The following is a 25,631-nucleotide window of genomic DNA, read 5'->3' as shown; positions in this document are numbered from 1 at the left end:
AAGAGATCGATCATCCGTCGGTGATCCATCCGCACCGGTGATCGATCGTCACGGCGGGACGGTCACGAGCCGGAGCGAGCGGGATCCGCACCCCGGGGCAGGGACGCCCCACCGCCTGCTGTCATACGGAGAACGCCATGACCCGCACTCCCGTGAACGTCACCGTCACCGGCGCGGCCGGCCAGATCGGTTACGCCCTGCTCTTCCGCATCGCCTCCGGCCAGCTTCTCGGCGCGGACGTGCCGGTCAAGCTCCGCCTCCTGGAGATCACCCCGGCGCTCAAGGCCGCCGAGGGCACCGCGATGGAGCTGGACGACTGCGCGTTCCCGCTCCTGCAGGGCATCGAGATCAGCGACGACCCGAACGTGGCCTTCGACGGCGCCAACGTCGCCCTCCTCGTCGGCGCCCGCCCGCGCACCAAGGGCATGGAGCGCGGCGACCTGCTGGAGGCCAACGGCGGCATCTTCAAGCCGCAGGGCAAGGCCATCAACGACCACGCCGCGGACGACATCAAGGTCCTCGTCGTCGGCAACCCCGCCAACACCAACGCCCTGATCGCCCAGGCCGCCGCCCCGGACGTCCCGGCCGAGCGCTTCACCGCGATGACCCGCCTCGACCACAACCGCGCGCTGACCCAGCTCGCGAAGAAGACGGGCACGTCGGTCGCCGACATCAAGCGCCTGACCATCTGGGGCAACCACTCCGCCACGCAGTACCCCGACATCTTCCACGCCACCGTCGCCGGCAAGAACGCCGCCGAGGTCGTGAACGACGAGAAGTGGCTGGCGGACGACTTCATCCCGACCGTCGCCAAGCGCGGCGCGGCCATCATCGAGGCCCGTGGCGCGTCCTCGGCCGCCTCCGCCGCCAACGCCGCCGTCGACCACGTCCACACCTGGGTCAACGGCACCGCCGACGGCGACTGGACCTCCATGGGCATCCCGTCGGACGGCTCCTACGGCGTCCCGGAGGGCCTCATCTCCTCCTTCCCGGTCACCTGCAAGGACGGCAAGTACGAGATCGTCCAGGGCCTGGACATCAACGAGTTCTCCCGCGCCCGCATCGACGCCTCCGTCAAGGAGCTGTCGGAGGAGCGCGAGGCGGTCCGCGGTCTCGGCCTCATCTAGTCCCCCCGCTCGACGGGCCGTTCGCCACGGCCCCGCACGGGCCCCGTTCCGGTTTCGGCCGGAGCGGGGCCCGTCTCCGTTTCCGCACCCTGCGCTCACCGGCCGGTTCGTTTCCTGTCCGTTTGTCCTCCCCTGCCCGTGACCCGGCGCACTTTCGGTGACCGATTGCGCATGCAACCGGGGCCAGGGGGCAGGGGCTCCCGGTCCCCGAGGGTGACACGCGTGTGACACAGGGGCACGGAACAGGAACGGAAGGCAATACCGGATCATGGCGAACAGAACGGAAACCCTGGCGGAGCGGGAGCACCGGACCATCCACGTCGACGGCGAGTGGCGGGAAGCGGCCTCCGGAGCCACGCGCGAGATCCTCGATCCCGCGGACGCCCTGCCCTTCGCCGTGGTCGCGGAGGGCGACGAGAAGGACACCGACCTCGCCGTCGCCGCCGCCCGGCGCGCCTTCGACACCGGGGACTGGCCGCGGACCCCGGTCGCCCGACGTGCCGCCGTGCTGCGCCGCGTCGCCGAACTGCTGGTGCGCGACCGCGAGGAACTCGGCCTGCTGGAGAGCCGCGACGCCGGCAAGACCGTCGAGGAGGGCCGGGTCGACATCGACTGCGTCGCCGACGCCTTCCGCTACTTCGCGGACCTGGTCGCCGGCGAGGCCCCCGGCCGGGTCGTCGACGCGGGCACCCCCGAGGTCCACAGCGTCGTCGTGCACGAGCCCGTCGGCGTCTGCGCGATGATCACGCCCTGGAACTACCCGCTGCTCCAGGCCAGTTGGAAGATCGCCCCGGCGCTCGCCGCAGGCAACACCTTCGTGATCAAGCCCAGCGAGATCACCCCGCTCACCACGGTCGCCCTGATCGGCCTGCTGGCGGAGGCGGGACTGCCCGCCGGTGCGGCGAACATCGTCACCGGCCCCGGCCACACGGTCGGCGCCCGGCTCGCCGAGCACCCCGACGTCGACCTCGTCTCCTTCACCGGCGGCCTGGTCAGCGGCATCGAGGTCGCCCGGGCCGCAGCCGCCACCGTCAAGAAGGTCGCCCTGGAACTCGGCGGCAAGAACCCCAACGTCGTCTTCGCCGACGCCTGCGCGACCGACGAGGGCTTCGACACCGCCGTCGACCAGGCCCTCAACGCCGCCTTCATCCACAGCGGCCAGGTCTGCTCCGCCGGCGGGCGCCTCATCGTCGAGGAGTCGGTGCGCGAACGCTTCGTCGCCGAACTCGCCCGCCGCGCCGCAAGGATCCGCCTCGGCCGCGGCACCGAGCCCGGCGTCGAGTGCGGCCCGCTCGTCTCCGAGCGGCAGCGCGCCCGCACCGAGGAGTACGTCGCCTCCGCCCTCGCCGAGGGCGCGGTGCTGCGCTGCGGAGGCAAGCGGCCCGAGCCGTCCCCCGAGCGCCCGCGGAGCGGCTACTTCTACGAGCCGACCGTCCTCGACCACTGCCACCGGCGGATGCGGGTCGTCCGGGAGGAGGTCTTCGGACCGGTCCTCACCGTCGAGACCTTCCGCACCGAGGACGAGGCCGTGGCCCTCGCCAACGACACCGAGTACGGACTCGCGGGCGCCGTCTGGACCGCCGACGCGGGACGCGCCCGCCGGGTCGCCGGCCGGCTGCGGCACGGCACCGTCTGGATCAACGACTTCCACCCCTACCTGCCGCAGGCGGAGTGGGGCGGCTTCGGCAAGAGCGGTGTCGGCCGCGAACTGGGCCCCGCCGGCCTCGCCGAGTACCGCGAGACCAAGCACGTCTACCAGAACCTCGCGCCGAAGCCCGTCCGCTGGTTCGCCGGCTGACCGCCCGCACCCTTCGTCCCGTCCCCCACGCCCTTCTGGAGTACCCCCGTGTCCGAGACCCCCCACGTCTACGACTACGTCGTCATCGGCGGCGGCACCGCAGGCTCCGTCATCGCCTCCCGCCTGACCGAGAACCCCGACGTCACCGTCGCCGTCATCGAGGGCGGCCCCAGCGACGTCGGCCGCGACGACGTCCTGACCCTGCGCCGCTGGATGGGCCTGCTCGGCGGCGAACTCGACTACGACTACCCCACCACCGAGCAGCCGCGCGGCAACTCGCACATCCGGCACAGCCGCGCCCGCGTGCTCGGCGGCTGCTCCTCCCACAACACCCTCATCGCCTTCAAGCCGCTGCCGTCCGACTGGGACGAGTGGGAGGCCGCCGGTGCCAAGGGCTGGGGCGCGGTGCAGATGGAGGCGTACTTCGCCCGGCTGAAGAACAACATCGTGCCGGTCGACGAGAAGGACCGGAACGCCATCGCCCGCGACTTCGTCGACGCCGCGCAGAAGGCCCTCCAGGTGCCCCGCGTCGAGGGGTTCAACAAGAAGCCGTTCACCGAGGGCGTCGGCTTCTTCGACCTCGCCTACCACCCGCAGGACAACAAGCGCTCCTCCGCCTCGGTGGCCTACCTCCACCCGGTGATGGACGAGCGCGACAACCTCACGATCATGCTGGAGACCTGGGCCCACCGGCTTCAGCTCGACGGCACCCGCGCCGAGGGCGTCCACGTCCGCACCAAGGACGGCGAGGAGATCCTGGTCCGGGCGCGCAACGAGGTCGTGCTGTGCGCCGGTGCCGTGGACTCCCCGCGCCTGCTGCTGCACTCGGGCATCGGTCCCCGGGCCGACCTGGAGAAGCTCGGCATACCCGTCGTGCTCGACCTGCCCGGCGTCGGCGAGAACCTGCTCGACCACCCCGAGTCGGTGATCGTCTGGGAGACCGACGGCCCCATCCCGGAGAACTCCGCGATGGACTCCGACGCCGGCCTGTTCGTGCGCCGCGACCCCGAACACCCGGGCCCCGACCTGATGTTCCACTTCTACCAGATCCCGTTCACCGACAACCCGGAGCGCCTCGGCTACGAGCGGCCGGAGTTCGGCGTCTCCATGACCCCGAACATCCCCAAGCCGAAGAGCCGCGGCCGGCTCTACCTCACCAGCGCCGACCCCGAGGTCAAGCCGGCCCTGGACTTCCGGTACTTCACCGACGAGGACGACTACGACGGCCGCACCCTCGTCGACGGCATCCGCATCGCCCGCGAGATCGCCGCGTCCGAGCCGCTGGCCGGCTGGCTGAAGCGCGAGGTCTGCCCCGGCCCGGACATCACCGGCGACGAGGAACTGAGCGAGTACGCCCGCAAGGCGGCGCACACCGTCTACCACCCGGCGGGCACCTGCAAGATGGGCGCCGCCGACGACGAACTGGCCGTGGTGGACCCCGAGTTGCGCATCCGCGGACTGGAGGGAATCCGCGTCGCGGACGCCTCCGTCTTCCCGACCATGCCCGCCGTCAACCCGATGATCGGCGTCCTCATGGTCGGGGAGCGCGCCGTCGAGCTGATCGGCGGTGATGCCCGATGACCGCTACCACGGCCGGCCCCGCCGGCACCACCGTGTCCGAGCGGCCCCCGGTCTTCTCCCTGGACGGCCTGTGGAAGGTCTTCGGCCCCAGGGCCGCCCGCGTCCCCGCCGACCCCCAGCTGGCGGCCCTCGACCCGGCCGAGCTGCGCTCGCGCACCGGGTGCACGGCCGCCGTCCGCGACGTCTCCTTCGACGTGCGCAAGGGCGAGGTCTTCGTCGTGATGGGCCTGTCCGGCTCCGGCAAGTCCACCCTGGTGCGCTGCCTGACCCGGCTGATCGAGCCGACCGCGGGCACCATCGCCATCGACGGCGAGGACGTCCGGGCCATGGACAAGTCCCGGCTGCGCGAACTGCGCCGCCACCGCGCCGCGATGGTCTTCCAGCACTTCGGCCTGCTCCCGCACCGCACGGTCCTCGACAACGCGGCCTACGGGCTGGAGGTCCAGGGCGTGGGCCGCGCCGAGCGCCGCGAGCGCGCCGCCGCCGTCGTCGCCAAGGTCGGCCTGGAGGGCCTCGAGCACCGCCGCCCCGGCCAGCTCTCCGGCGGCCAGCGCCAGCGCGTCGGCCTCGCCCGCGCCCTCGCCGTCGACCCCGAGGTGCTGCTGTTCGACGAGCCGTTCAGCGCGCTCGACCCGCTGATCCGGCGGGACATGCAGGAGGAGGTCGTCCGGCTGCACCGCGAGGAGGGCCGCACGATGGTCTTCATCACCCACGACCTCCAGGAGGCCCTCAAGCTCGGCGACCGCGTCGCCCTCATGCGCGACGGCCGCGTCGTCCAGCTCGGCACCCCGGAGGAGATCGTCGGCTCGCCCGCCGACGACCACGTCCGCGAGTTCGTCCGCGACGTGCCGCGCGAACAGGTCCTCACGGTCCGTACGGCCATGCGCCCCGCCTCCTCCGACGAGGCCGGCACCGGCCCGGCCCTGCGCCCCGAGGCCACGGTGTCGGAGGCCATCGAGGCCGTCGCGCGGGCCGGCTCGCCCGCCCGCGTGATGGACGACGGCCGCTGCCTGGGCGTGATCGACTCGGACGCCCTCCTGTCGGTCGTGGCGGGCATGGACGGCACCGCTCCCGGCGACCTGGCCGCGGACAGCCGTGCCGCCGGGGCACCGCCGGTGGGCGCGGCGGCGGCCGAGAAGCGCCGTGAGCCGCCCGTCCCGGCCGGCAGCACCAGCCAGGAGCCGGTGTGATGGCGACGATCACCGCAGCGCCCCGCAAGCCGTCGCCGCCGCGCATCCTGACCGGCCCGGCGGCGCGCAAGCTCCTCACGCTGGCGATCCTCGCCGCCGTGCTCGTCCCCCTGGCCGTCACCCGGTGGCCTGGCGCCGCCTGGCCGGCCGCCCTCACGGTCGACGTCTCCGGCCCCCTCGGCAGCGCCAGCGACTGGATCATCGACAACCGCGACAGCCACCCGCTGTTCCTCCACTTCCTCGGGCACGTCAGCAACGCCGTCGTCGTCGCCGTACGCGCCGTCTACCTCGCCCTCCTCGCCGTCGGCTGGGCCGGGGTCACCGCGACCGGCGCGCTCGTCGCCTGGCGGGTGGCCGGCGTGCGGCTCGCGCTGGGCACGGCCGCCGCGTTCCTCGCCTGCGGGCTGCTCGGCATGTGGGTGCCGACCATGCAGACCCTCGCCCTGATGGCCGTCGCCGTCCTCGCCTCGGTCGTCGTGGGCGCCCTGCTGGGCCTCGCCGCCGGCCTGTCCGACCGGATGGACCGCGTGCTGCGCCCGGTGCTCGACACCATGCAGGTGCTCCCCGCCTTCGCCTACCTGCTCCCGGTCGTCCTGGTCTTCGGCATCGGCGTCCCCGCCGCCGTCCTCGCCACCGTCGTCTACGCCGCCCCGCCCATGGCCCGGCTCACCTCGCGCGGCCTGCGCGGCGCCGACAAGGAGGTCCTCGAGGCCGTCGAGTCCCTCGGCACCACGGCCCGCCAGCGGCTGCTGACCGCGCGTGTGCCGCTGGCCCGCAGGGAACTCCTCCTCGGCCTCAACCAGACGATCATGATGGCGCTGTCCATGGCCGTCATCGCCTCCGTCATCGGCGCCGGCGGCCTCGGCGACCGCGTCTACCAGGCGCTCGCCTCCGTCGACGTCGGTGCGGCCCTCGCGGCCGGCATCCCGATCGTTCTGCTCGCCGTGGTCCTGGACCGCGTCACCGGCGCGGCCGGGGAGCGGCTCGGCGAGGCCGGCAAGTCCCCGGTGACCTGGCTCCACGCGCTCGCCGCCGCCGTCGCGGTGGCGCTCGCCGGACGTCTCGCGGGCCTGCTCGACTGGCCCGAGGCATGGGAGGTGAACATCGCCGAGCCCGTCAACCGGGCCGTCGACTGGATGACCGCCCACCTCTACTCCGGCGTCCCCGTCGTCGGCGGCACCGGGGACTGGGCCGCGCACTTCACCACCTGGGTGCTCAATCCGCTGCGGGACGGCCTCCAGTGGCTGCCCTGGTGGTCCGTGCTGCTGATCACCGCCGCCCTGGCCTGGCTGATCGGCACCTGGCGTTCCGCCCTCACCGCCGTCCTCGCCCTGGCCGCGATCGGCGTGCTCGGCGTGTGGCGGCCGTCCCTGGACACCCTCTCCCAGGTCCTCGCGGCCGTCGCCGTCACCCTGGTCGTCGGATTCGCGGCCGGCATCGCCGCCGCCCGCAGCGACCGCTTCGAACGCCTGCTGCGGCCCGTCCTGGACGTGTTCCAGACGATGCCGCAGTTCGTGTACCTGATCCCGGTCGTCGCCCTGTTCGGCGTGGGCCGCGCGCCCGCCGTGGCCGCCGCGGTCGTCTACGCCCTCCCGGCCGTCGTCCGCATCACCGCCCAGGGACTGCGCCAGGTCGACCCGGCCGCCCTGGAGTCGGCCCGCTCCCTCGGAGCCACCAGCGGCCAGCAACTGCGCCAGGTGCAGCTCCCGCTGGCCCGCCGGTCCCTGCTGCTCGCCGTCAACCAGGGCGTCGTCCTGGTCCTCGCCGTCGTCATCATCGGCGGCCTGGTCGGCGGCGGCGCGCTCGGCTACCAGGTCGTCTTCGGCCTGGCCCAGGGCGACCTGGCGGCCGGCCTGGTGGCGGGCGCGGCGATCGTCTGCCTCGGTCTGACGCTCGACCGCGTCACCCAGCCGGCCGAGCGCCGTACGAAGAAGGGAGCCTGAGATGTTCCGCAAGCGGACCACGGCGGCCGCCGCCGTCCTGCTGCTGGCCACCGGCTGCGGGGCCGCCGACATGACCGAGCAGGCGTCCCCGTTCGCGAACGCGCAGGGCGCGAGGACCGTCACCCTGTCCGTGCAGTCCTGGGTCGGCGCCCAGGCCAACGTGGCCGTCGCCCAGTACCTGCTGGAGCACGAGCTCGGCTACCGCGTCGACACCGTCCAGGTCGACGAGGTCCCCGCCTGGGACGCGCTCAGCCAGGGCCGGGTCGACGCGATGCTGGAGGACTGGGGCCACCCCGAGCAGGAACAGCGCTACGTCGAGGACAAGAAGACCATCGCCCCCGGCGGCGACCTCGGCGTCACCGGGCACATCGGCTGGTTCGTCCCCACCTACTTCGCCGAGAAGCACCCGGACGTGACGGACTGGAAGAACCTCGACAAGTACGCCGGTCTGCTGCGCACCGCCGAGAGCGGCGGCAAGGGCCAGCTCATGGACGGCTCCCCGTCCTACGTCACCAACGACAAGGCGCTGGTGAAGAACCTCGGCCTGGACTACCAGGTCGTCTTCGCCGGCTCCGAGGCCGCCCAGATCACCCAGATCAAGCAGTTCGCGAAGGAGAAGAAGCCCTTCCTGACCTACTGGTACACCCCCCAGTGGCTGTTCGAGAAGGTGCCGATGACCGAGGTGAAGCTGCCGCCGTACGAGGAGGGCTGCGACGCCGACCCGGCCGAGGTCGACTGCGCCTACCCGGTCACCCCGCTGAAGAAGTACCTCAACGCGGGCTTCGCGAAGGACGGCGGCGAGGCGGCGCGGTTCCTCGAGAACTTCAGGTGGACGACGGAGGACCAGAACGAGGTCTCCCTGATGATCGCCGAGCAGAAGATGCGGCCCGAGGAGGCGGCGAAGAAGTGGGTGGACAGCCACGAGTCCGTCTGGCGGAAGTGGCTGCCCTGACCCTCACCTCGCCGGCCCGGCCGCGATCTCCCGCAGCGCCCGCTCCATGAGCCGCTGGAGACCCGGCCCGAACGTGACCCGGGTGGCCCCGAGTTCGCCGAGTTCGGCGGGCGAGGGGCCTTCCCCGGGCCGGGCGAGGACGTTGACCGGCCCCTGGATGCCGGCCCGCAGCAGCGGCAGCGCGTCCACGGGGGCGCCGATCGGATACACGCAGTCGGCGCCCGCGGCGACGTACAGCGCGGCCCGCTCGATCGCCCGGTCCGGGTCGGCGACGCCCCTGAGGAAGGTGTCGACCCGGGCGTTGACGAACAGCCGGTCCCCGGCCGCCGCCCGCACCCCGGCCAGCCACTCGGCGTGCTCGTGCGGATCCCTGAGCACCCCGCCCGAGGAGTCCTCCAGGTTGCAGCCCACGACACCCGCCGCCAGCAGCCGCTCCACCAGCTCCCCGGGGGCCAGCCCGTACCCGTCCTCCACGTCCGCCGACACCGGTACGTCGACGGCCCAGGCGATCCGCGCGACGGCCGCGAACATCTCGTCGGCCGGGGTGTGCCCGTCCTCGTGACCGAGCGAGGCGGCGACGGCGGCACTGGGTGTCGCCAGCGCCGGGAAACCGGCCTCGGCGAACACCCGGGCGCTCGCCGCGTCCCAGGGGCCGGGCAGGACGAGGGGATCCCCCGGAACCCGGCCGTGGTGCAGGGCGCGGAAGACGCCGGCCTTGCTCATGGCGTGTAACCCCCCGGAGGGATCCTGCGGCTGACCATCAGCCGGTTCCAGCCGTTGATGACGGCGATCAGCCCGACCAGGTGGGCGAGTTCGCCGTCCGTGAAGTGCGCCGCGGCCCTCTCGTACACCGCGTCGGGCACGAAGCCTCCCCCGGACTCCGTCCGGGAGGTGCCCCCGGTCAGCACGGTGACCGCCTCGGTCAGCGCGAGCGCGGCCCGCTCCCGCTCGGTGTAGAGGCCGTCGGCCTCCTCCCAGGCGTCCAGGAGGCCGAGGCGCTGCTCGCTCTCCCCGCCCTCGCGGGCCAGCGCGAGGTGCATGTCCAGGCAGAACGCGCAGTGGTTGAGCTGCGAGGCCCGGATCATCACCAGCTCGGCGAGCACGGTGTCGCCCAGCCCCCTCTTCGCCGCCGCGCTGAGCGCGGACATCGCCTGCCCCACCTCCCGGTCCAGCAGGTTCGTACGGACCGTCATCCGTGCTGCCCCGGCCGGTAGTGCCCCGGGGTCAGGCGGCAGGTCACGCCGAAGCGGTTCCACGCGTTGATCACCGTGATGGCGGCGATGAGCTGTGCCAGCTCCGGCTCCTCGAAGTGCTTCGCGGCCTTCGCGTAGACCTCGTCGGGGACGAAACCGTCCGTCAGCACGGTCACGGCCTCCGTCAGCTCCAGCGCCGCCAGCTCCTTCTCCGTGTAGAAGTGCCGCGACTCCTCCCAGGCGCCGAGCTGCACGATCCGCTCCACGCTCTCGCCGGCCGCGAGGGCGTCCTTGGTGTGCATGTCGAGGCAGAACGCGCAGTGGTTGATCTGGGACGCGCGGATCTTCACCAGCTCGTACAGGGCCGGGTCCAGTCCCTTCCGCGCCGCCGTGTCCAGCCGGATCATCGCCTTGTAGACGTCCGGGGCGTGCTTGGCCCACTCCAGGCGTACGGGCAGCTCGGAGGCGTACTCCGTGCTCTTCGGGTCATCGGTGTGCGTCGTCATGCCTCGACCATAGGAACGAAGCAGCCCACGGGTATGGTCCATTTCCATGGCGAAACCCTGGGCCACTCTCGGCATCGACCTGCACCTGGAACCGGCCGGTCCGGGCCTGCGGCGCGGGCTGACCGACGCCCTGCGCGAGGCCGTACGCACCGGCCGCCTGGCCGCCGGGACCCGGCTGCCCTCCTCCCGCACCCTCGCCGCCGACCTCGGCATCGCCCGCAACACCGTCGCCGACGCCTACGCCGACCTCGTCGCCGAGGGCTGGCTCACCGCGCGCCAGGGCTCCGGCACCCGCGTCGCGGACCGCGCCGTCGCCCCGCCGAGCGGCGAGGCCCCCGGCCCCCGTACCCGCACCCGCCCCGCCTACGACCTGCGCCCGGGCACCCCCGACCTGGCCTCCTTCCCGCGCGCCGAGTGGCTCAGGGCGGCCCGCCGCGCCCTGACCGCAGCCCCCCACGACGCCCTCGGCTACGGCGACCCCCGCGGCCGCCCGGAGCTGCGCACCGCCCTGTCCGCCTACCTCGCCCGGGCCCGGGGCGTGCGCGCCGTCCCCGGACGCCTGGTGGTCTGCGGCGGGTTCGCGCACGCCCTGACCCTGCTCGCCGCCGTGCTGAGGGCGCGCGGCGTGCACACCGTCGCCGTCGAGTCGTACGGCCTCCACGTGCACCGCGACCTGCTGACGGCCGCCGGGCTGCGCACGGTGCCGCTGCCCTTCGACGCACGCGGCACCGACCCCGGCGCGGCGGACGACGCGGGCGCCGTCCTGCTCACCCCCGCCCACCAGTTCCCGATGGGCGTGCCCCTGCACCCCGACCGGCGGGCGGCCGTCGTGGACTGGGCGCGGCGCACCGGCGGCCTGGTCCTGGAGGACGACTACGACGGCGAGTTCCGCTACGACCGCCAGCCCGTCGGCGCCCTCCAGGGCCTGGACCCCGACCGCGTCGTCTACCTCGGCACCGCCAGCAAGTCCCTCGCCCCCGGCCTGCGGCTCGCCTGGGCCGTGCTGCCGCCGGGCCTCGCCGACGACCTCACGGCGAGCCGCGGAGGCCTCGACACCAGCGGCGTGCTGGACCAGCTCACCCTGGCCGAGTTCCTCACCTCCGGCGCGTACGACCGCCACGTCCGCTCCGCCCGCCTGCGCTACCGGCGCCGCCGGGACGCCCTGGTCGCGGCCCTCGCCGACCGTGCCCCCGACGTGCGGGTCACCGGGATCGCGGCCGGTCTGCACGCCGTCCTGCGGCTGCCGCCCGGCACCGAGCGGCAGGTGGTCCGGGCGGCTGCCTGGCAGGGCCTCGGCCTGCACGCGCTGTCCCTCTTCCGGCATCCCGAGGCCGTGACGGAACCCCTGGACGCGGTGGTCGTCGGCTACGGCACCCCGCCCGACCACGCCTGGGCGGGGGCTCTCGACGCGCTGTGCCGGGCGCTGCCGTAGAGTCCACCGGCGGCACGGTCCGTACACTCGAACGGCCCAACTGTCGTACACCTGCGTGGACAACGGGGAGACAAGGACATGGCAGACACCCGGCGGCGGCTGCGGTCGAGCACCGTGGTGCTCGGCGGCATGGGAGTGCTCGCCGCGGCCCTCAGCGCGTGCGGTTCGGACCCCGACCGCCGCTGCGTGGACCGCGACAGCTACGACTACCTGAACGGCTACAAGGTCGTCGCCGACAAGAACTGCAAGTCCGGCGCCTCCGGCAGCACGTCGGTCGCGGGCGGCCGCAAGACCTCCCGCGTCAACGCCGACTGGTACTACGACGCCGACGTCTCCAGGGGCTGGGCGGACTACGGCACCTTCAGCCGCGACGAGGCCGTCGACCGGGGCGGTTTCGGCTGCTCGGGCTCCGGCAGCGGCGGCGGCTGACCCCCGTGGAACGCCGCACCACCACCCCCCGCCCCGGCTGGCAGCAGACCGTCGAGGAACAGGGCCTCATCTATCCGCTGACCCGCTACCCCGACGACTCCCTGCGCCCCTACTGGGACGAGAGCGCCTACTACGTGTTCCCGCTGGACGAGGTGGAGGCACTGGAGGAGGTCGTCGAGGAACTGCACCGCATGTGCCTGGCGGCCGCCGGGCACATCGTCGCCGAGGGCCGCTTCGCCGACCTCGGCATCACCGACCCGCGCGTGGTCCGCGCCGTCACCGAGGCCTGGCAGCGGCGCGCCGAACTCCCGTCCGTCTACGCCCGCTTCGACCTGCGCTACGACGGAACCGGCCCGGCCAAGCTGCTGGAGTACAACGCCGACACCCCGACGTCCCTGGTCGAGGCGGCCTCCCCGCAGTGGTTCTGGATGGAGGAGCGCTTCCCCGGCGCCGACCAGTGGAACTCCCTGCACGAGCGGCTGATCGACGCCTGGAAGAAGCAGGCCGCGCTGCTCCCGCCCGGCAGCCCCCTGTACTTCGCGCACTCCTCGGACGACGAGCTGGGCGAGGACCTGATGACGGTCGCCTACCTCAAGGAGACCGCCGAGCAGGCCGGGCTGGCCACCGACTGGATCTCCATGGAGGAGATCGGCTGGGACCGCCTCTCGGGCCGCTTCGTCGACAACAAGCTCCGCTTCATCCGCAGCATCTTCAAGCTCTACCCCTGGGAGTGGCTCACCACCGACCGCTTCGCCGGCCACGTCCTGGACACCCTCGACAACGGCGGCGGCACCGGCACCACCCTGTGGATCGAGCCGGCCTGGAAGATGCTGCTCAGCAACAAGGCCCTGCTGGCCGTCCTGTGGGAGCTGTACCCCGGTCACCCGAACCTCCTGCCCGCCTATCTGGACGGCCCGCGCGAGCTGGCCGCCACGACGGGCTGGGTCGCCAAGCCCCTCCTCGGCCGCGAGGGCGCCGGCGTCACGATCCACGAGCCCGGCACGCCCCCCGTGCTCCGCGACGAGCCCTGCTGCTACCAGGAACTGGCCCCGCTGCCCGACTTCGACGGCAACCGGGTCGTCCTCGGCGCCTGGGTGGTGGAGAACGAGTCGGCGGGCCTGGGCATCAGGGAGTCGTCGGGCCTGGTGACGGACGAGTACGCGAGGTTCCTGCCCCACGTGATCCTCTAGCGGTCCCGCACTCCCGCATGGCGGACACCCGCCGCACCCGTCCCCGGGCACCGGTAGGCTGGCCACGGGCCGTGACTGGCGCGCTGGGATGGGACCGACCATCGGGGAGCGGCCCGAGTGACGAGAGCCGTGCGCCTGGGCCGACCCGAACGCCGACCACTACGTCCGGAGGTCCCCGTGTCCGCGGAACCCACCCCCGCTTCCACCGCCTACCGCGCCGCCCTCGACGTGATCCGCGCCGTCGAGCCGCGCGTCGCCGACGCCATCGGCCAGGAGGTCGCCGACCAGCGCGAGATGCTCAAGCTGATCGCGTCGGAGAACTACGCCTCCCCGGCCACCCTGCTGGCGATGGGCAACTGGTTCAGCGACAAGTACGCCGAGGGCACCGTCGGCCGCCGCTTCTACGCCGGCTGCCGCAACGTCGACACCGTCGAGTCCCTGGCCGCCGAGCACGCGAAGGAACTCTTCGGCGCCCGGCACGCCTACGTCCAGCCGCACTCCGGCATCGACGCCAACCTCGTCGCCTTCTGGGCCGTCCTCGCCGCCCGCGTCGAGGTGCCCTTCCTGGAGAAGACGGGCGCCCGCCAGGTCAACGACCTCACCGAGGCCGACTGGGCCGAGCTGCGCCAGGCCTTCGGCAACCAGCGCATGCTCGGCATGTCCCTCGACGCCGGCGGCCACCTCACCCACGGCTTCCGCCCGAACATCAGCGGCAAGATGTTCGAGCAGCGCTCCTACGGCACCGACCCGGCCACCGGCCTGATCGACTACGAGGCCCTGCGTGCCCAGGCCCGCGAGTTCAAGCCGCTGATCATCGTCGCCGGCTACTCCGCGTACCCGCGCCTGGTGAACTTCCGGATCATGCGGGAGATCGCCGACGAGGTCGGCGCGACGCTCATGGTCGACATGGCGCACTTCGCCGGCCTGGTCGCGGGCAAGGTCCTCACCGGCGACTTCGACCCGGTCCCGCACGCCCAGATCGTGACGACCACCACCCACAAGTCGCTCCGCGGCCCGCGCGGCGGCATGGTCCTGTGCGACGACTCCCTCAAGGAGCAGGTCGACCGCGGCTGCCCGATGGTCCTCGGCGGCCCGCTCCCGCACGTCATGGCCGCCAAGGCCGTCGCCCTCGCCGAGGCCCGGCAGCCCGCGTTCCGGGACTACGCCCAGCGCATCGTCGACAACTCCCGCGCCCTCGCCGAGGGCCTGACGCGCCGCGGCGCCACCCTGGTGACCGGCGGCACGGACAACCACCTGAACCTGATCGACGTCGCGTCCTCCTACGGCCTCACCGGCCGCCAGGCCGAGGCGGCGCTCCTCGACTCCGGCATCGTCACCAACCGCAACGCCATCCCCGCCGACCCCAACGGCGCCTGGTACACCTCCGGCATCCGCGTCGGCACCCCCGCCCTGACCACCCGGGGCCTCGGCACGGCGGAGATGGACGAGGTCGCGGGCCTGATCGACCGCGTCCTGACGACCACGCAACCGGGCACGGTCAAGTCGGGCGCCCCCTCCAAGGCCTCGCACGTGCTGGACCGCAAGGTGGCGGACGAAATCGCCCAGCGGGCCACGGACCTGGTCCGGGGCTTCCCCCTGTACCCGGAGATCGACCTGGGCTGAGGCGCCCGGTGAGGACCGCGGGGCCGGTCCGCGGCCGCCGCCGCGCGGCGCGACCGGCCCCGCTTCCCGCGGTCGCCCACGCACAGAGCCCCCCGTGCTCTCTGAGACAATGGTGGGCATGGCGAATGACCGACCCCGCGTGCTCTCCGGTATCCAGCCGACCTCCGGCTCGTTCCACCTCGGCAACTACCTCGGCGCCGTACGCCAGTGGGTCGACATGCAGGACACCCACGACGCGTTCTACATGGTCGTCGACCTGCACGCGATCACGGTCCCGCAGGACCCGAAGGAACTCCGCGAGAACACCCGCCTCGCCGCCGCCCAGCTCCTCGCGGCCGGACTCGACCCGGAGCGCTGCACGCTGTTCGTGCAGAGCCACGTGCCCGAGCACGCCCAGCTCGGCTGGCTGATGAACTGCATCACCGGCTTCGGCGAGGCGTCCCGGATGACCCAGTTCAAGGACAAGTCCGCCAAGCAGGGCAGCGACCGCACCACCGTCGGCCTGTTCACGTACCCGATGCTGATGGTCGCCGACATCCTGCTGTACCAGGCCGACCAGGTCCCCGTCGGCGAGGACCAGCGCCAGCACCTCGAACTGACCCGCGACCTCGCCGACCGGTTCAACCAGACCTACGGGGACACCTTCACCGTCCCGAGCGCCTACATCCTGAAGGAGACGGCGAAGATCTACGACCTTCAGGAACCGACCGCCAAGATGAGCAAGTCGGCGGCCACCCCGAAGGGCCTGATCAACCTGCTCGACGAGCCGAAGGCCACGGCGAAGAAGGTCAGGAGCGCGGTCACCGACACCGACACGGTGATCCGCTTCGACCGGGAGAACAAGCCCGGCGTGAGCAACCTGCTGACGATCTACTCCACCCTCACGGGCACGGCCGTCCCCGAACTGGAGCAGCGCTACGAGGGCAAGGGATACGGCGCTCTCAAGACGGACCTCGCCGAGATCGTGGTCGACTTCGTGACGCCCTTCCGGGAGCGCACCCAGCAGTACCTCGACGACCCGGAGACGCTCGACTCCGTGCTGGCCAAGGGCGCGGAGAAGGCGCGCGCCGTCGCCGCCGAGACCCTCGCGCGGGCGTACGACGGCGTGGGTTTCCTGCCCGCCAAGCACTGACCCGAGGCACCACCCCGAGCGCCCGGCACGCCGCCGTAGCGCTGCACATCACTCCGGTTGCGCCTGCCCGGGACAGGGTCGTGGCCGTACAGTCGATAACCGGGTGGCCGCACCGGCGGCCACCGTCGCGCGCCGGTGGGCGGGCGGCACCGACAGAACGACAGGGAGACGACGTGGGGACCGTAACGATCGGCGTGTCGATCGCGGTCCCGGAGCCTCACGGCAGCCGGCTTCAGGAGCTGCGCGCGGGCTTCGGCGACGCCGCGGCGCACGGCATCCCCACGCACGTCACGCTGCTGCCGCCGACCGAGGTCGACGGCGCGGCACTGCCGGCGATCGAGGCGCACCTGGCGGAGGTGGCGGCCCGCGGCCGGCCCTTCCCGATGCGGCTGTCCGGCACCGGCACCTTCCGCCCGGTCTCGCCCGTCGTCTTCGTCCAGGTCGTCGAGGGCGCCGCGGCCTGCTCCTGGCTCCAGAAGCGGGTCCGGGACTCCTCCGGGCCGGTCCCGCGCGAACTCCAGTTCCCGTACCACCCGCACGTCACCGTCGCGCACGGCATCGACGAGGCCGCGATGGACCGCGCCTTCGAGGAGCTGGCCGACTACGAGGCCCAGTGGCCGTGCACCGGCTTCGCGCTCTACGAGCAGGGCCCCGACGGGGTGTGGCGCAAGCTGCGGGAGTTCCCCTTCGGCAGCGCCGTCGTACCGCCGCAGGCCGGACGTGTGGAGAGCGGCTCCCTGCCCACCCGCTAGGGCCCTACACCGGCAGTCGCCGGAACACCGCCCGCGGCAGATGCCGCAGCGCCGACATCACCACCCGCAGCGCTCCCGGCACCCACACCGTCTCCGACCGGCGCCGCAGCCCCAGCTCGATCGCCGTCGCCACCGCCTCGGGCGTCGTCGCGAACGGTGCCTCCTCCATCCCGGCGGTCATCCGCGACCGCACGAACCCCGGGCGTACGACCATGACGTGCGCGCCGGTGCCGTGCAGCGCGTCGCCCAGGCCCTGCGCGAAGGCGTCCAGGCCGGCCTTGCTGGACCCGTAGATGAAGTTGGCCCGGCGGGCCCGCTCCCCGGCCACCGACGACAGCACCACCAGAGAACCGTGCCCCTGTGCCTGGAGCGCGCGGGCGCTGACCAGGCCCGCCGAGACCGCGCCCGTGTAGTTGGTCTGCGCGACCCGCACGGCGTTCAGCGGCTCGCGCTCGTCGTGCGCCTGGTCGCCGAGGATGCCGAACGCGAGCAGCACCAGGTCGACGTCGCCCTCGGCGAACACCTTGCCGAGCACCGACTCGTGCGACTCGGGGTCCAGCGCGTCGAAGGCGACGGTGCGCACCTCGGCACCCAGCTCGCGCAGGCTCCCGGCCGCCGCCTCCAGGGCGGGGGAGGGACGTCCGGCCAGCCACACGGTGCGGGTGCGGCGGGCGATCAGGCGGCGCGCGGTGGCCAGGGCGATCTCGGACGTGCCGCCGAGGACGAGCAGGGACTGGGGGAGGCCGAAGGCGTCCTTCACGACAGCTCCAGAGGGGGTCACAGGGCGAGGCGCCGGGACAGGTCGGACGTGAACACCCCGCGCGGGTCCAGCTCGGCGCGCAGGGCGCGGAAGTCGTCCAGGCGCGGGTACATCGCGGCGAGCAGCTCGGGCCGCAGCCGGGAGTCCTTGGCGAGGTAGACCCGGCCGCCGGCCGCGGCGACGTCCTCGTCCAGTTCGTCGAGGAAGGCGCCGAGCCCCGGCAGCCCGGCCGGGACGTCCAGCGCGAGCGTCCAGCCCGGCACCGGGAAGGACAGCCAGCCCGCGTCGGCCGGGCCGAACCGCTTGAGGACGGCCAGGAAGGACGGGCAGCGGTGCGCGGAGATGCGCCGCACGATCCGGCGCAGCGCCTCCTCGCGTCCGTGGCCGACGACGAACTGGTACTGCACGAAACCGCCGCGGCCGTAGATCCGGTTCCAGTGGGGCACGCCGTCCAGCGGGTGGAAGAACGTGGAGATCCGCTGCAGCTGCCCGCTGCGCGAGCGGGGGGCCTTGCGGTACCACAGCTCGTTGAACAGGCCCACGCTGGTGCGGCTGAGCAGCCCCTCCGGCAGGAAGGCGGGAGCGGCCGGCAGACGGGGGGTGCGGAAGGCCAGCGGCTCGCGGCGGGCACGGGCCGGCAGCGCGTCCAGCGGGGCGTGGTCGCCGCGGGTGAGGACCGCGCGCCCGGTCGACCGGCCGCGCGCCAGGAGGTCGATCCAGGCGACCGAGTAGCGGTAGCGGTGATCGGTCGCGGTCATCCGGGCCATGAGGTCGTCGAGGTCGGCGGCGCGCTCGGTGTCCACCGACATCAGCGCGGTCTCGACCGGCTGGAGCCGCACGGTCGCGGTGAGGATCACCCCGGTCAGGCCCATGCCGCCGGCGGTGGCGTCGAACAGCGGCGTGCCCCGCTCCACGGTGCGGATCGCGCCGTCGGCGGTGAGCAGCTCCAGGGACAGCACGTGCCGGGCGAAGGACCCGGACACATGGTGGTTCTTGCCGTGGATGTCGGCGCCGATCGCCCCGCCGACCGTGACGTAGCGGGTGCCGGGCGTCACCGGCACGAACCAGCCGAGCGGCAGCAGCACCTCCATCAGCCGGTGCAGGGAGACGCCCGCGTCGCACAGCACCGTGCCGCCGTCGGCGTCGATGGCGTGGATCCGGTCCAGGCCCGTCATGTCGAGCACGGCACCGCCCGCGTTCTGCGCGGCGTCGCCGTACGCCCGCCCGAGCCCGCGCGGGATGCTGCCGCGCGCCCCGCACTCCCGGACGGCCGTCGCGGCCTCCTCGTACGTCCGCGGCCGGATCAGACGGGCCACGGTGGGAGCGGTACGGCCCCAGCCGGTGACGTGACCCCACTCGGCGACGGGAACGGTGTCGGCAGACATGCCGGTGACCGTATCGTCCGTGTCCGGGCGATCAGTTACGGAACATTCACTCTCTCCCCGAAACGGGTGATTAATGGTATGTCGCTCGATCATGTCGGACTTACCGGGCCGTCTGCGTGAACAGTGAGTCCACATGGACGACCTCGACGACATGGACCACCGGATCGTGACGGCGCTCAGAGCCTGCGGCACGGACCCGCGCGTGGCCGCCTGCGCGCGCGCCCTGTCCTGGGCCGGGGAGCACGGGGCGCTGTGGCTCGCGGGGGGCCTCGCCGGAGCCGCCGCGGACCGCGGCCGGCGCACGGCCTGGCTGCGCGGCACCGCGCTCACCGCGGGCGCGCACCTGACCAGCATGGGCGTGAAGCGCGTCGTGCGCCGTCCGCGCCCCGCACACGTCCGGCCCCTGGTCCGCACCGCCGGCCGGCACTCCTTCCCCAGCTCCCACGCGGCGTCCGCCGTGGCCGCCGCCGTCGTCTTCGGCACCCTCGGCGTGCGCGCGGTCTGGCCGCTGGCCGCCGCGGTGTGCGCGTCCCGGCTGGTCGCCGGCGTCCACTACCCGACCGACGTCGTCGCGGGCGCCGCCCTCGGCGCGCTCACGGCCCGTCTGGGCGCCGACTGGATGCGGGGAGGCACCCGGTGACCGAGACGGCCGTCCTGCGGCAGCGCGCCCCCGAGCAGCGCCCGCGGCCCGCACCTCCCCGCCGGGGCGGCCTCGCCGGCGGTCTGCTGCGGACCGCGCGTCCCCGCCAGTGGGTCAAGAACGTCCTGGTCGTCGCCGCCCCGGCCGCCGCCGGCGACCTGTTCTCCCGGCAGGCCCTGTCCCAGCTCGCCCTGGTCTTCGTCCTGTTCACGGCCTGCGCCTCGGCCGTCTACCTCGTCAACGACGCCCGCGACGCCGAGGCCGACCGCGCCCACCCGGTCAAACGGCACCGCCCGGTCGCCGCCGGACAGGTCCCCGTACCGGTCGCCTACGCGGCCGGAGGCGCCCTCGGCGTCCTCGCGCCCCTCACCGCGGCCTGGCTCTGCCCGCCCCCCGTCGCCGCCCTGCTGACCGCCTACCTCGCGATGCAACTGGCGTACTGCGTCAGCCTCAAGCACGTCCTGGTCGTCGACCTCGTCGTCGTCACCACCGGCTTCCTGATGCGCGCCATGATCGGCGGACTCGCGCTCGGCATCCCGCTGTCCCGCTGGTTCCTCATCACCACCGGCTTCGGCGCCCTGTTCATGGTCTCCGCCAAGCGCTACTCCGAGGCCGTGCAGATGGCCGGGAAGGCGGGCGCCACCCGCGCGCTGCTCACCGAGTACACCACCGGCTACCTCCGCTTCGTCTGGCAGCTCGCGGCCGGCGTCGCCGTCCTCGGCTACTGCCTGTGGGCCATGGAGGAGGGCGGTGTCCCGCACACCAGCGTGCTGCCCTGGCGCCAGCTCTCCATGGTCGCCTTCATCCTCGCCGTCCTGCGCTACGCCGTCTTCGCCGACCGCGGCACCGCCGGCGAACCCGAGGACGTCGTCCTGCGCGACCGGGCCCTCGCCCTGATCGGCGTCGTGTGGATGGCGATGTACGGCCTGGCGGTGGCCAATTGGTAGCGGGCCGGCGCGAACTGCTGGGCTTCGCCTGCGCCGGCCTGCTCGCCTACGCCGTCGACCTCGGCCTGTTCACCGTGCTGCGCGGACCGGTGGGCCTCGGCCCGCTCACCGCCAAGGCCCTCTCCTTCGTCGCCGGCTGCTCCGTGGCCTACGCGGGCAACGCGCTGGGCACCTACCGGCACACCCGCCCGCGCGGCCTGCGCCCGTACGCCCTGTTCTTCGCGGTCAACGCCGCCGGAGCCGCCGTCCAACTGCTGTGCCTCGCCGTCAGCCACTACGGCCTCGGACTCACCTCGCAGCGCGCCGACACCGTCTCCGGGGCGGGAATCGGCATGGCGCTGGCCACCGTCCTGCGTTTTTGGGGAACCAGAACACTGGTCTTCCGCGCCCGGGAGACCCCCGGCCGGACGCCGGGGTCATGGAACCCGACGACCGGGGGCAGAGTCGGATCATGGACTGGCTGAAGAAGCTGCCCGTGGTGGGGCCGTGGATCGCGCGGCTGATGACCACGCACGCGTGGCGGTCGTACGAACGGCTGGACCGGGTGAAGTGGACGCGGCTGGCCGCCGCGATGACGTTCACCAGCTTCCTCGCGCTCTTCCCCCTGCTCAGCCTCGCCGCAGCCGTCGCCGCGGCCCTGCTCAGCAAGGAGCAGCAGGACACCCTCCAGAACAAGATCGCCGAGCAGGTGCCCGGCATCTCCGACCAGCTCGACATCCAGGGCCTGGTCGACAACGCCGGCACCGTCGGCCTCATCGCCGGTTTCCTGCTGCTGTTCACCGGCATGGGCTGGGTCGACGCCACCCGGGGCTGTCTGCGCGCCGTGTGGGAGCTGCCGGACGAGGAGGAGAACCCGGTGCTGCGCCGGGGCAAGGACGCGGGTGTCCTCGTCGGGCTCGGCGGCGCGCTCCTGGTCACCGTCGGCATCTCCACGGTCGCCTCGGCACTGGTCGGCTGGATCATCCGCCAGCTCGGCATCGCCGAGGGCGGCTTCGGCAGCGTCCTGCTGCACATCGCCGCCTTCGCCGTCGCCGTCCTCGCCGACTTCCTGCTCCTGCTGTACGTGCTGACCCTGCTGCCCGGCGTCCAGCCGGCCCGCCGCCGTCTGATGGTGGCCGCGCTGATCGGCGCCGTCGGCTTCGAGCTGCTGAAGCTGCTGCTGAGCGGCTACATGCAGGGTGTCGCCGCGAAGAGCATGTACGGCGCCTTCGGCGTCCCCGTCGCCCTGCTGCTGTGGATCAACTTCACCACCAAGCTGGTCCTGTTCTGCGCCGCCTGGACGGCCACGGGCAGCAAGGCCGAGGAACTCAGCGACGGGACCGGCGACGCACCAGCTCCGGCAGCGGCCAGCGACGGTTGACCAGGAACACCCCGCCGCCCAGCAGCACCAGCGCCCCCGCGGCGATGCCGGCCGCGATGCCGACACCGCTGGAGCCGTCCGCCGCCGTGGCGCCCGCCACCGGCTTCGCCCCCACGGCACCGCCGCCGTCGACGGGGTCCGCGGAGACGCCGGGCCCCGGGCTCGCCGCCACCGCGCTCCTCGGCGGCACCAGCTCACCCACCGGCCTCACCTTGCCGGCCGACCGGAACCCCCAGTCGAACAGCCGGGCGGTCTCCTTGTAGACCTCGTTGTGCCCGGCCTTCGCCGGGTTCATGACCGTGACCAGCAGCACCTTGCCGTTGCGCTCGGCGACCCCGGTGAAGGTGGCGCCGGCGTTGGTCGTGTTGCCGTTCTTCACGCCCGCGATGCCGGGGTAGACGCCGATGTCCGAGTCCCCCGCCAGCAGCCGGTTGGTGTTCTGGATCTCGAAGGCCTCGCGGGACGTCTTGCCCTTCTTGTCCTTGGTCGTGGCGCCGGGGAACTTCGCACGGACCGTCGACGCGTACTCCCGGAAGTCCTTCTTCTGGAGCCCCGAGCGGGCGAACAGCGTCAGGTCGTACGCGGAGGAGACCTGGCCCGGCGCGTCGTAGCCGTCGGGGCTCACCACGGTCGTGTCCAGGGCCTGGAGCTCCGCGGCGTGCTCGTTCATCTCCGCGACGGTCCTGTCGACACCGCCGTTCATCGCGGACAGCACGTGCACGGCGTCGTTGCCGGAGCGCAGGAACACCCCGAGCCACAGGTCGTGGACGGTGTAGGTCTCCTCCTCCTTGATGCCGACGAGGCTCGACCCGGCACCGACGCCCGCGAGGTCGGACACCGCCACCTTGTGCCGCGTGGTCCCCGGCCACTTGGGCAGCAGCGTGTCCGCGAACAGCATCTTCAGGGTGCTCGCCGGGGCCAGCCGCCAGTGCGCGTTGTGCGCGGCGAGGACCTCGCCGGACTCGGCGTCGGCCACGATCCAGGAGCGGGCGGTGAGGTCCTTGGGCAGCACCGGCGCCCCGCCCGCCAGATCGACCTGTGTGCCCGGCAGCCCGAGCCGCGCCCCGCCCACGGTCGACATCTTCGCCGGGGGAGTGGCCGAGGGGCTCGCCGACGGACTCGCCGAGGGGCCCGGGGCCGCGTGCGCGGCGGGCGCGGTGACGACGAGGGACGACAGGGCGGTCAGGGCGGTCAGGGCGGCGGAGGCGACCAGCGCGGATCGCCTGCCGGTCTTCTTGGGTGCGGGCACGAGCGAGAACGTACCGCCCGGACGCCGCACCGGCCCAGCCCCCACCCCACCCCGGGCACGGAACGGGACGGGCGGCGGCGATACTGGGGTCATGAAGCTCAGCCGCCCCGTCTCCTGGTTCCTGCTCGCCTTCGGGGTGTGGAGCTGGATCATCTGGATCACTTTCGTCAAAAACCTGGTCAAGGACGCCAGCGGGCTGGCCTTCGAGGACGGCGATCCCACGGGGTACTTCTGGGTCCACCTGCTGCTCGCCGTCGTCTCCTTCGTATTGGGGACGGTCGTCGGGGTCATCGGGTTGCGCTCAGTGCGCGCACTGCGCCGAACGTCATAACGTCACCGACGTCACAACCGAGGGGATCCGACGGCATGGTGGTCGTCTTCGCGCTCGTCGCACTGGCCGTGGTGGGCGTCCTGGTGACGGCCAACTGGTACGTGTGGCGGCGCCTGTTCCGCGACACGACCCGCGGGCCCGGCACGGTGCGCCGCGCCGGCGCCGTGCTGATCGCCGGCGGCTGGGCGCTGGCCGTCGGCGCGCTGGTCGCCGAGCGCGCGGGCGCCCCGTTCTGGCTCCAGCGCGTCCTGGCCTGGCCGGGCTTCCTGTGGCTGGCGCTCTCGGTCTACCTGCTGCTGGCGGTGCTGGCGGGCGAGGCCGTACGACCGCTGCTGCGCCGCCTCCTGGAACGGCGGGCGGCCGCGCGGGCGGCCGGGCCGGGTGAGCTGCCGGCCCCGGACCCCGAGCGCGTACCGGCGGGGTCCGCACCGCCGAGGACGCCCGCCGGGGACCCCGTGCCGCCGGCCCCGGCGGACGGGCCGCCCGCCGACGCGCCCGGCACCACGTCCGCGAGCGCCCTCGCCGTCCCCTCGCGCCGCCTGTTCGTCTCCCGCGTCGTCGCCGGTGCCGCGGTCGCGGCGGCCGTCGGAACGGTCGGGCACGGTACGTACGGCGTGCTGCGCGGGCCGAAGGTGAAGCGGGTCACCGTGCCGCTGGCCAAGCTGCCGCGCGCGGCGCACGGCTTCCGCATCGCCGTCGTCAGCGACGTCCACCTCGGCCCGGTCCTGGGCCGCGGCTTCGCGCGGACGGTCGTCGACACCGTCAACTCCACGCAGCCCGACCTCATCGCCGTCGTCGGCGACCTGGTCGACGGCAGCGTGAAGGACCTCGGCCCGGCGGCGGCCCCGCTGGCCGGACTGCGGGCCCGGCACGGCGCGTACTTCGTCACCGGCAACCACGAGTACTTCTCCGGCGCCGAGCAGTGGGTCGCCGAGGTGCGACGGCTCGGCCTGATCCCGCTGGAGAACGCCCGCACCGAGCTGCCCCACTTCGACCTGGCCGGCGTCAACGACGTGGCCGGCGAGGACGAGGGACAGGGCCCCGACTACGCCAGGGCCCTCGGCGACCGCGACCGGGCCCGCGCCTGCGTGCTCCTCGCCCACCAGCCGGTGCAGATCCACGACGCCGTCGACCACGGCGTCGACCTCCAGCTCTCCGGCCACACCCACGGCGGTCAGCTCTGGCCCGGCAACCTGATCGCGGGCGCCGCCAACCCGACGCTGGCGGGCCTGGAACGCTACGGCGACACCCAGCTCTACGTCAGCCGGGGCGCGGGCGCCTGGGGACCGCCCACCCGTGTGGGGGCGCCGTCGGACATCACGGTGATCGAGCTGGCGTCCCGTCAGGCCTGACCGGTCCCGGTGCCCTTCCCGGCCGGGGTCGGCCTCCTCGCGGGGTCCGGGAGCGCCCTCGTCATCCCGGGCAGGAAGTCCGTGAACAGCTCGTGCACCTCGCGCACCAGCGGGCGCAGCACCCGGAACCGGGCCAGCGCGACACCCCGCGCGGTGAGCCGGGCGCCGCGCTCGGCGAGCCGGTAGCTGCGCTCGCGGCCCGGGGTGCGGTCGAAGATCCAGTACAGGACGAGTCCCATCTGGGAGAGCCACATCAGCTCGGGCAGGATGTCCCGCAGCTCCTCGGGCACCTTGGTCTTCGCGCCCGCCAGCACCTGCCGGTGGACGCCGATGGCCTCCAGGCGGGCGTGCTCCGACTCCGGGGAGAAGGGGCTGAGCGGGCTGTCCGGGTCGGCGGCGTTCTTGAAGAACTGCACCGCGAACTCGTGGTACGGCGTCGCGATGTCCAGCCACACCTTCAGCACGCCCGCCAGCCGCGCCTCCAGGTCGGTCTCCCGTGCCAGCACCTCGCGGACCGCCGCCTGGTGCTCGGCGGCGATCCGGTCGTAGAAGCCCTGGATCAGGTGCTCCTTGCCCGCGAAGTAGTAGTACGCGTTGCCGACGGAGACGCCGGCCTCCTGGGCGATGGCCCGCATGGTCGTCCGGTCGTAGCCGCGTTCCTGGAACAGCCGCATGGCCGTCTCCAGGATCAGCGCGCGGGTCTGCTCGGACTTGCTGAGGGGGGCACCGTCGTCGGGGCCGTCGTTCTTCGCAGGCACG

Annotated in this window: 25 protein-coding genes and 1 riboswitch; of the genes, 18 read left to right on the top strand and 7 right to left on the bottom strand. The window is 73.3% G+C overall.

All coding sequences use genetic code 11. From position 1 onward, the window contains the following. Positions 1–137 precede the first annotated feature (137 nt). From ACH499_RS16580 to ACH499_RS16555, 6 genes are all read left to right on the top strand, one after another. Positions 138–1,127 (top strand): malate dehydrogenase, encoded by a 990-nt coding sequence (locus ACH499_RS16580; protein WP_356197975.1) that lies wholly within the window; start codon positions 138–140, stop codon positions 1,125–1,127. A 268-nt stretch (positions 1,128–1,395) separates the two neighbouring features. After that, a complete protein-coding gene (locus tag ACH499_RS16575) occupies positions 1,396–2,925 on the top strand; it encodes an aldehyde dehydrogenase family protein (protein ID WP_399016406.1) in 1,530 nt (509 codons plus the stop codon). A 48-nt stretch (positions 2,926–2,973) separates the two neighbouring features. Next, positions 2,974–4,506, top strand: coding sequence for a GMC family oxidoreductase (locus ACH499_RS16570; RefSeq protein WP_399016404.1), 1,533 nt, complete (start codon positions 2,974–2,976; stop codon positions 4,504–4,506). Further along, complete coding sequence (locus tag ACH499_RS16565; RefSeq protein WP_399016402.1) at positions 4,503–5,696, top strand: glycine betaine/L-proline ABC transporter ATP-binding protein; 1,194 nt, start codon at positions 4,503–4,505, stop codon at positions 5,694–5,696. Before ACH499_RS16570 ends, ACH499_RS16565 begins: the two co-directional genes overlap by 4 nt. Next, positions 5,696–7,639: an ABC transporter permease gene (locus ACH499_RS16560; protein WP_399016400.1), complete on the top strand. Its 1,944-nt coding sequence runs from the start codon at positions 5,696–5,698 to the stop codon at positions 7,637–7,639. Before ACH499_RS16565 ends, ACH499_RS16560 begins: the two co-directional genes overlap by 1 nt. A gap of 1 nt (position 7,640) precedes the next feature. Next, positions 7,641–8,591 (top strand): ABC transporter substrate-binding protein, encoded by a 951-nt coding sequence (locus ACH499_RS16555; protein ID WP_356197990.1) that lies wholly within the window; start codon positions 7,641–7,643, stop codon positions 8,589–8,591. Positions 8,592–8,594: 3 nt separating this feature from the next. Here the strand turns inward: ACH499_RS16555 and ACH499_RS16550 are convergent, their stop codons facing one another. From ACH499_RS16550 to ACH499_RS16540, 3 genes are read right to left on the bottom strand one after another with little or no spacing between them, the layout of a single operon-like run. Beyond that, on the bottom strand, positions 8,595–9,314 hold the full coding sequence (locus ACH499_RS16550; RefSeq protein ID WP_399016398.1) for an isocitrate lyase/phosphoenolpyruvate mutase family protein: 720 nt from the start codon (positions 9,312–9,314) through the stop codon (positions 8,595–8,597). Beyond that, positions 9,311–9,784: a carboxymuconolactone decarboxylase family protein gene (locus ACH499_RS16545; protein WP_399016396.1), complete on the bottom strand. Its 474-nt coding sequence runs from the start codon at positions 9,782–9,784 to the stop codon at positions 9,311–9,313. Before ACH499_RS16545 ends, ACH499_RS16550 begins: the two co-directional genes overlap by 4 nt. After that, positions 9,781–10,290 (bottom strand): carboxymuconolactone decarboxylase family protein, encoded by a 510-nt coding sequence (locus ACH499_RS16540; RefSeq protein WP_356197998.1) that lies wholly within the window; start codon positions 10,288–10,290, stop codon positions 9,781–9,783. Before ACH499_RS16540 ends, ACH499_RS16545 begins: the two co-directional genes overlap by 4 nt. A gap of 46 nt (positions 10,291–10,336) precedes the next feature. On the opposite strand from ACH499_RS16540, the gene ACH499_RS16535 reads away from it, so the two are divergent. The 6 genes from ACH499_RS16535 to ACH499_RS16510 all read left to right on the top strand — a co-directional run bounded on the left by ACH499_RS16535 (position 10,337) and on the right by ACH499_RS16510 (position 16,848). Beyond that, positions 10,337–11,722 (top strand): PLP-dependent aminotransferase family protein, encoded by a 1,386-nt coding sequence (locus ACH499_RS16535; RefSeq protein ID WP_356198000.1) that lies wholly within the window; start codon positions 10,337–10,339, stop codon positions 11,720–11,722. Between the two features lie 78 nt (positions 11,723–11,800). After that, on the top strand, positions 11,801–12,151 hold the full coding sequence (locus ACH499_RS16530; protein ID WP_356198002.1) for a hypothetical protein: 351 nt from the start codon (positions 11,801–11,803) through the stop codon (positions 12,149–12,151). A gap of 5 nt (positions 12,152–12,156) precedes the next feature. Next, entirely contained in the window at positions 12,157–13,341 is a 1,185-nt protein-coding gene (locus ACH499_RS16525) for a glutathionylspermidine synthase family protein (protein ID WP_399016393.1), read from the top strand. A 61-nt stretch (positions 13,342–13,402) separates the two neighbouring features. Next, positions 13,403–13,489, top strand: a riboswitch (ZMP/ZTP riboswitch). A gap of 29 nt (positions 13,490–13,518) precedes the next feature. Then, positions 13,519–14,964: a glycine hydroxymethyltransferase gene (locus ACH499_RS16520; RefSeq protein ID WP_399016391.1), complete on the top strand. Its 1,446-nt coding sequence runs from the start codon at positions 13,519–13,521 to the stop codon at positions 14,962–14,964. A gap of 118 nt (positions 14,965–15,082) precedes the next feature. Beyond that, positions 15,083–16,096 carry a tryptophan--tRNA ligase gene (gene trpS / locus ACH499_RS16515; RefSeq protein ID WP_392829405.1) on the top strand — a complete coding sequence of 338 codons (1,014 nt, stop codon included), beginning with the start codon at positions 15,083–15,085 and terminating at the stop codon, positions 16,094–16,096. A gap of 173 nt (positions 16,097–16,269) precedes the next feature. Then, positions 16,270–16,848 (top strand): 2'-5' RNA ligase family protein, encoded by a 579-nt coding sequence (locus ACH499_RS16510; protein ID WP_356198010.1) that lies wholly within the window; start codon positions 16,270–16,272, stop codon positions 16,846–16,848. A gap of 4 nt (positions 16,849–16,852) precedes the next feature. Here ACH499_RS16510 and ACH499_RS16505 read toward each other — a convergent pair whose 3' ends face one another. Continuing rightward, a complete protein-coding gene (locus tag ACH499_RS16505; RefSeq protein WP_356198013.1) occupies positions 16,853–17,608 on the bottom strand; it encodes a decaprenylphospho-beta-D-erythro-pentofuranosid-2-ulose 2-reductase in 756 nt (251 codons plus the stop codon). A 17-nt stretch (positions 17,609–17,625) separates the two neighbouring features. Then, positions 17,626–18,993: an FAD-binding protein gene (locus ACH499_RS16500; RefSeq protein WP_399016389.1), complete on the bottom strand. Its 1,368-nt coding sequence runs from the start codon at positions 18,991–18,993 to the stop codon at positions 17,626–17,628. Between the two features lie 133 nt (positions 18,994–19,126). Here ACH499_RS16500 and ACH499_RS16495 point away from each other — a divergent pair, with 133 nt between their 5' ends. From ACH499_RS16495 to ACH499_RS16480, 4 genes are read left to right on the top strand one after another with little or no spacing between them, the layout of a single operon-like run. Then, complete coding sequence (locus ACH499_RS16495) at positions 19,127–19,633, top strand: phosphatase PAP2 family protein (protein WP_356198019.1); 507 nt, start codon at positions 19,127–19,129, stop codon at positions 19,631–19,633. Continuing rightward, positions 19,630–20,580 (top strand): decaprenyl-phosphate phosphoribosyltransferase, encoded by a 951-nt coding sequence (locus ACH499_RS16490; protein WP_399016387.1) that lies wholly within the window; start codon positions 19,630–19,632, stop codon positions 20,578–20,580. The genes ACH499_RS16495 and ACH499_RS16490 overlap by 4 nt, the downstream gene beginning before the upstream one ends. Beyond that, positions 20,574–21,044, top strand: a complete 471-nt coding sequence (locus ACH499_RS16485) for a GtrA family protein (RefSeq protein ID WP_356198024.1) — start codon at positions 20,574–20,576, stop codon at positions 21,042–21,044. Before ACH499_RS16490 ends, ACH499_RS16485 begins: the two co-directional genes overlap by 7 nt. Next, on the top strand, positions 21,032–21,940 hold the full coding sequence (locus ACH499_RS16480; protein ID WP_356198027.1) for a YihY/virulence factor BrkB family protein: 909 nt from the start codon (positions 21,032–21,034) through the stop codon (positions 21,938–21,940). Before ACH499_RS16485 ends, ACH499_RS16480 begins: the two co-directional genes overlap by 13 nt. Here ACH499_RS16480 and ACH499_RS16475 read toward each other — a convergent pair. Beyond that, a complete protein-coding gene (locus ACH499_RS16475; protein ID WP_356198030.1) occupies positions 21,888–23,189 on the bottom strand; it encodes a D-alanyl-D-alanine carboxypeptidase in 1,302 nt (433 codons plus the stop codon). The genes ACH499_RS16480 and ACH499_RS16475 overlap by 53 nt on opposite strands. 91 nt (positions 23,190–23,280) lie before the next feature. Here ACH499_RS16475 and ACH499_RS16470 point away from each other — a divergent pair, with 91 nt between their 5' ends. Beyond that, the gene (locus tag ACH499_RS16470) at positions 23,281–23,520 is read left to right on the top strand and encodes an SCO4848 family membrane protein (RefSeq protein ID WP_356198032.1); all 240 of its coding nucleotides are present in this window, start codon (positions 23,281–23,283) and stop codon (positions 23,518–23,520) included. A 35-nt stretch (positions 23,521–23,555) separates the two neighbouring features. After that, positions 23,556–24,872, top strand: coding sequence for a metallophosphoesterase (locus ACH499_RS16465; protein ID WP_399016384.1), 1,317 nt, complete (start codon positions 23,556–23,558; stop codon positions 24,870–24,872). Here the strand turns inward: ACH499_RS16465 and ACH499_RS16460 are convergent. Then, a complete protein-coding gene (locus tag ACH499_RS16460; protein ID WP_399016383.1) occupies positions 24,863–25,630 on the bottom strand; it encodes a TetR/AcrR family transcriptional regulator in 768 nt (255 codons plus the stop codon). The two genes, ACH499_RS16465 and ACH499_RS16460, sit on opposite strands and share 10 nt — an antisense overlap. Position 25,631: the final 1 nt, after the last annotated feature.

The organism is Streptomyces sp. NPDC018947, from assembly GCF_044390505.1.
In the GTDB taxonomy this organism is placed as follows: Bacteria; Actinomycetota; Actinomycetes; order Streptomycetales; family Streptomycetaceae; genus Streptomyces.
This window is presented reverse-complemented; position numbering and strand designations above follow the sequence as displayed.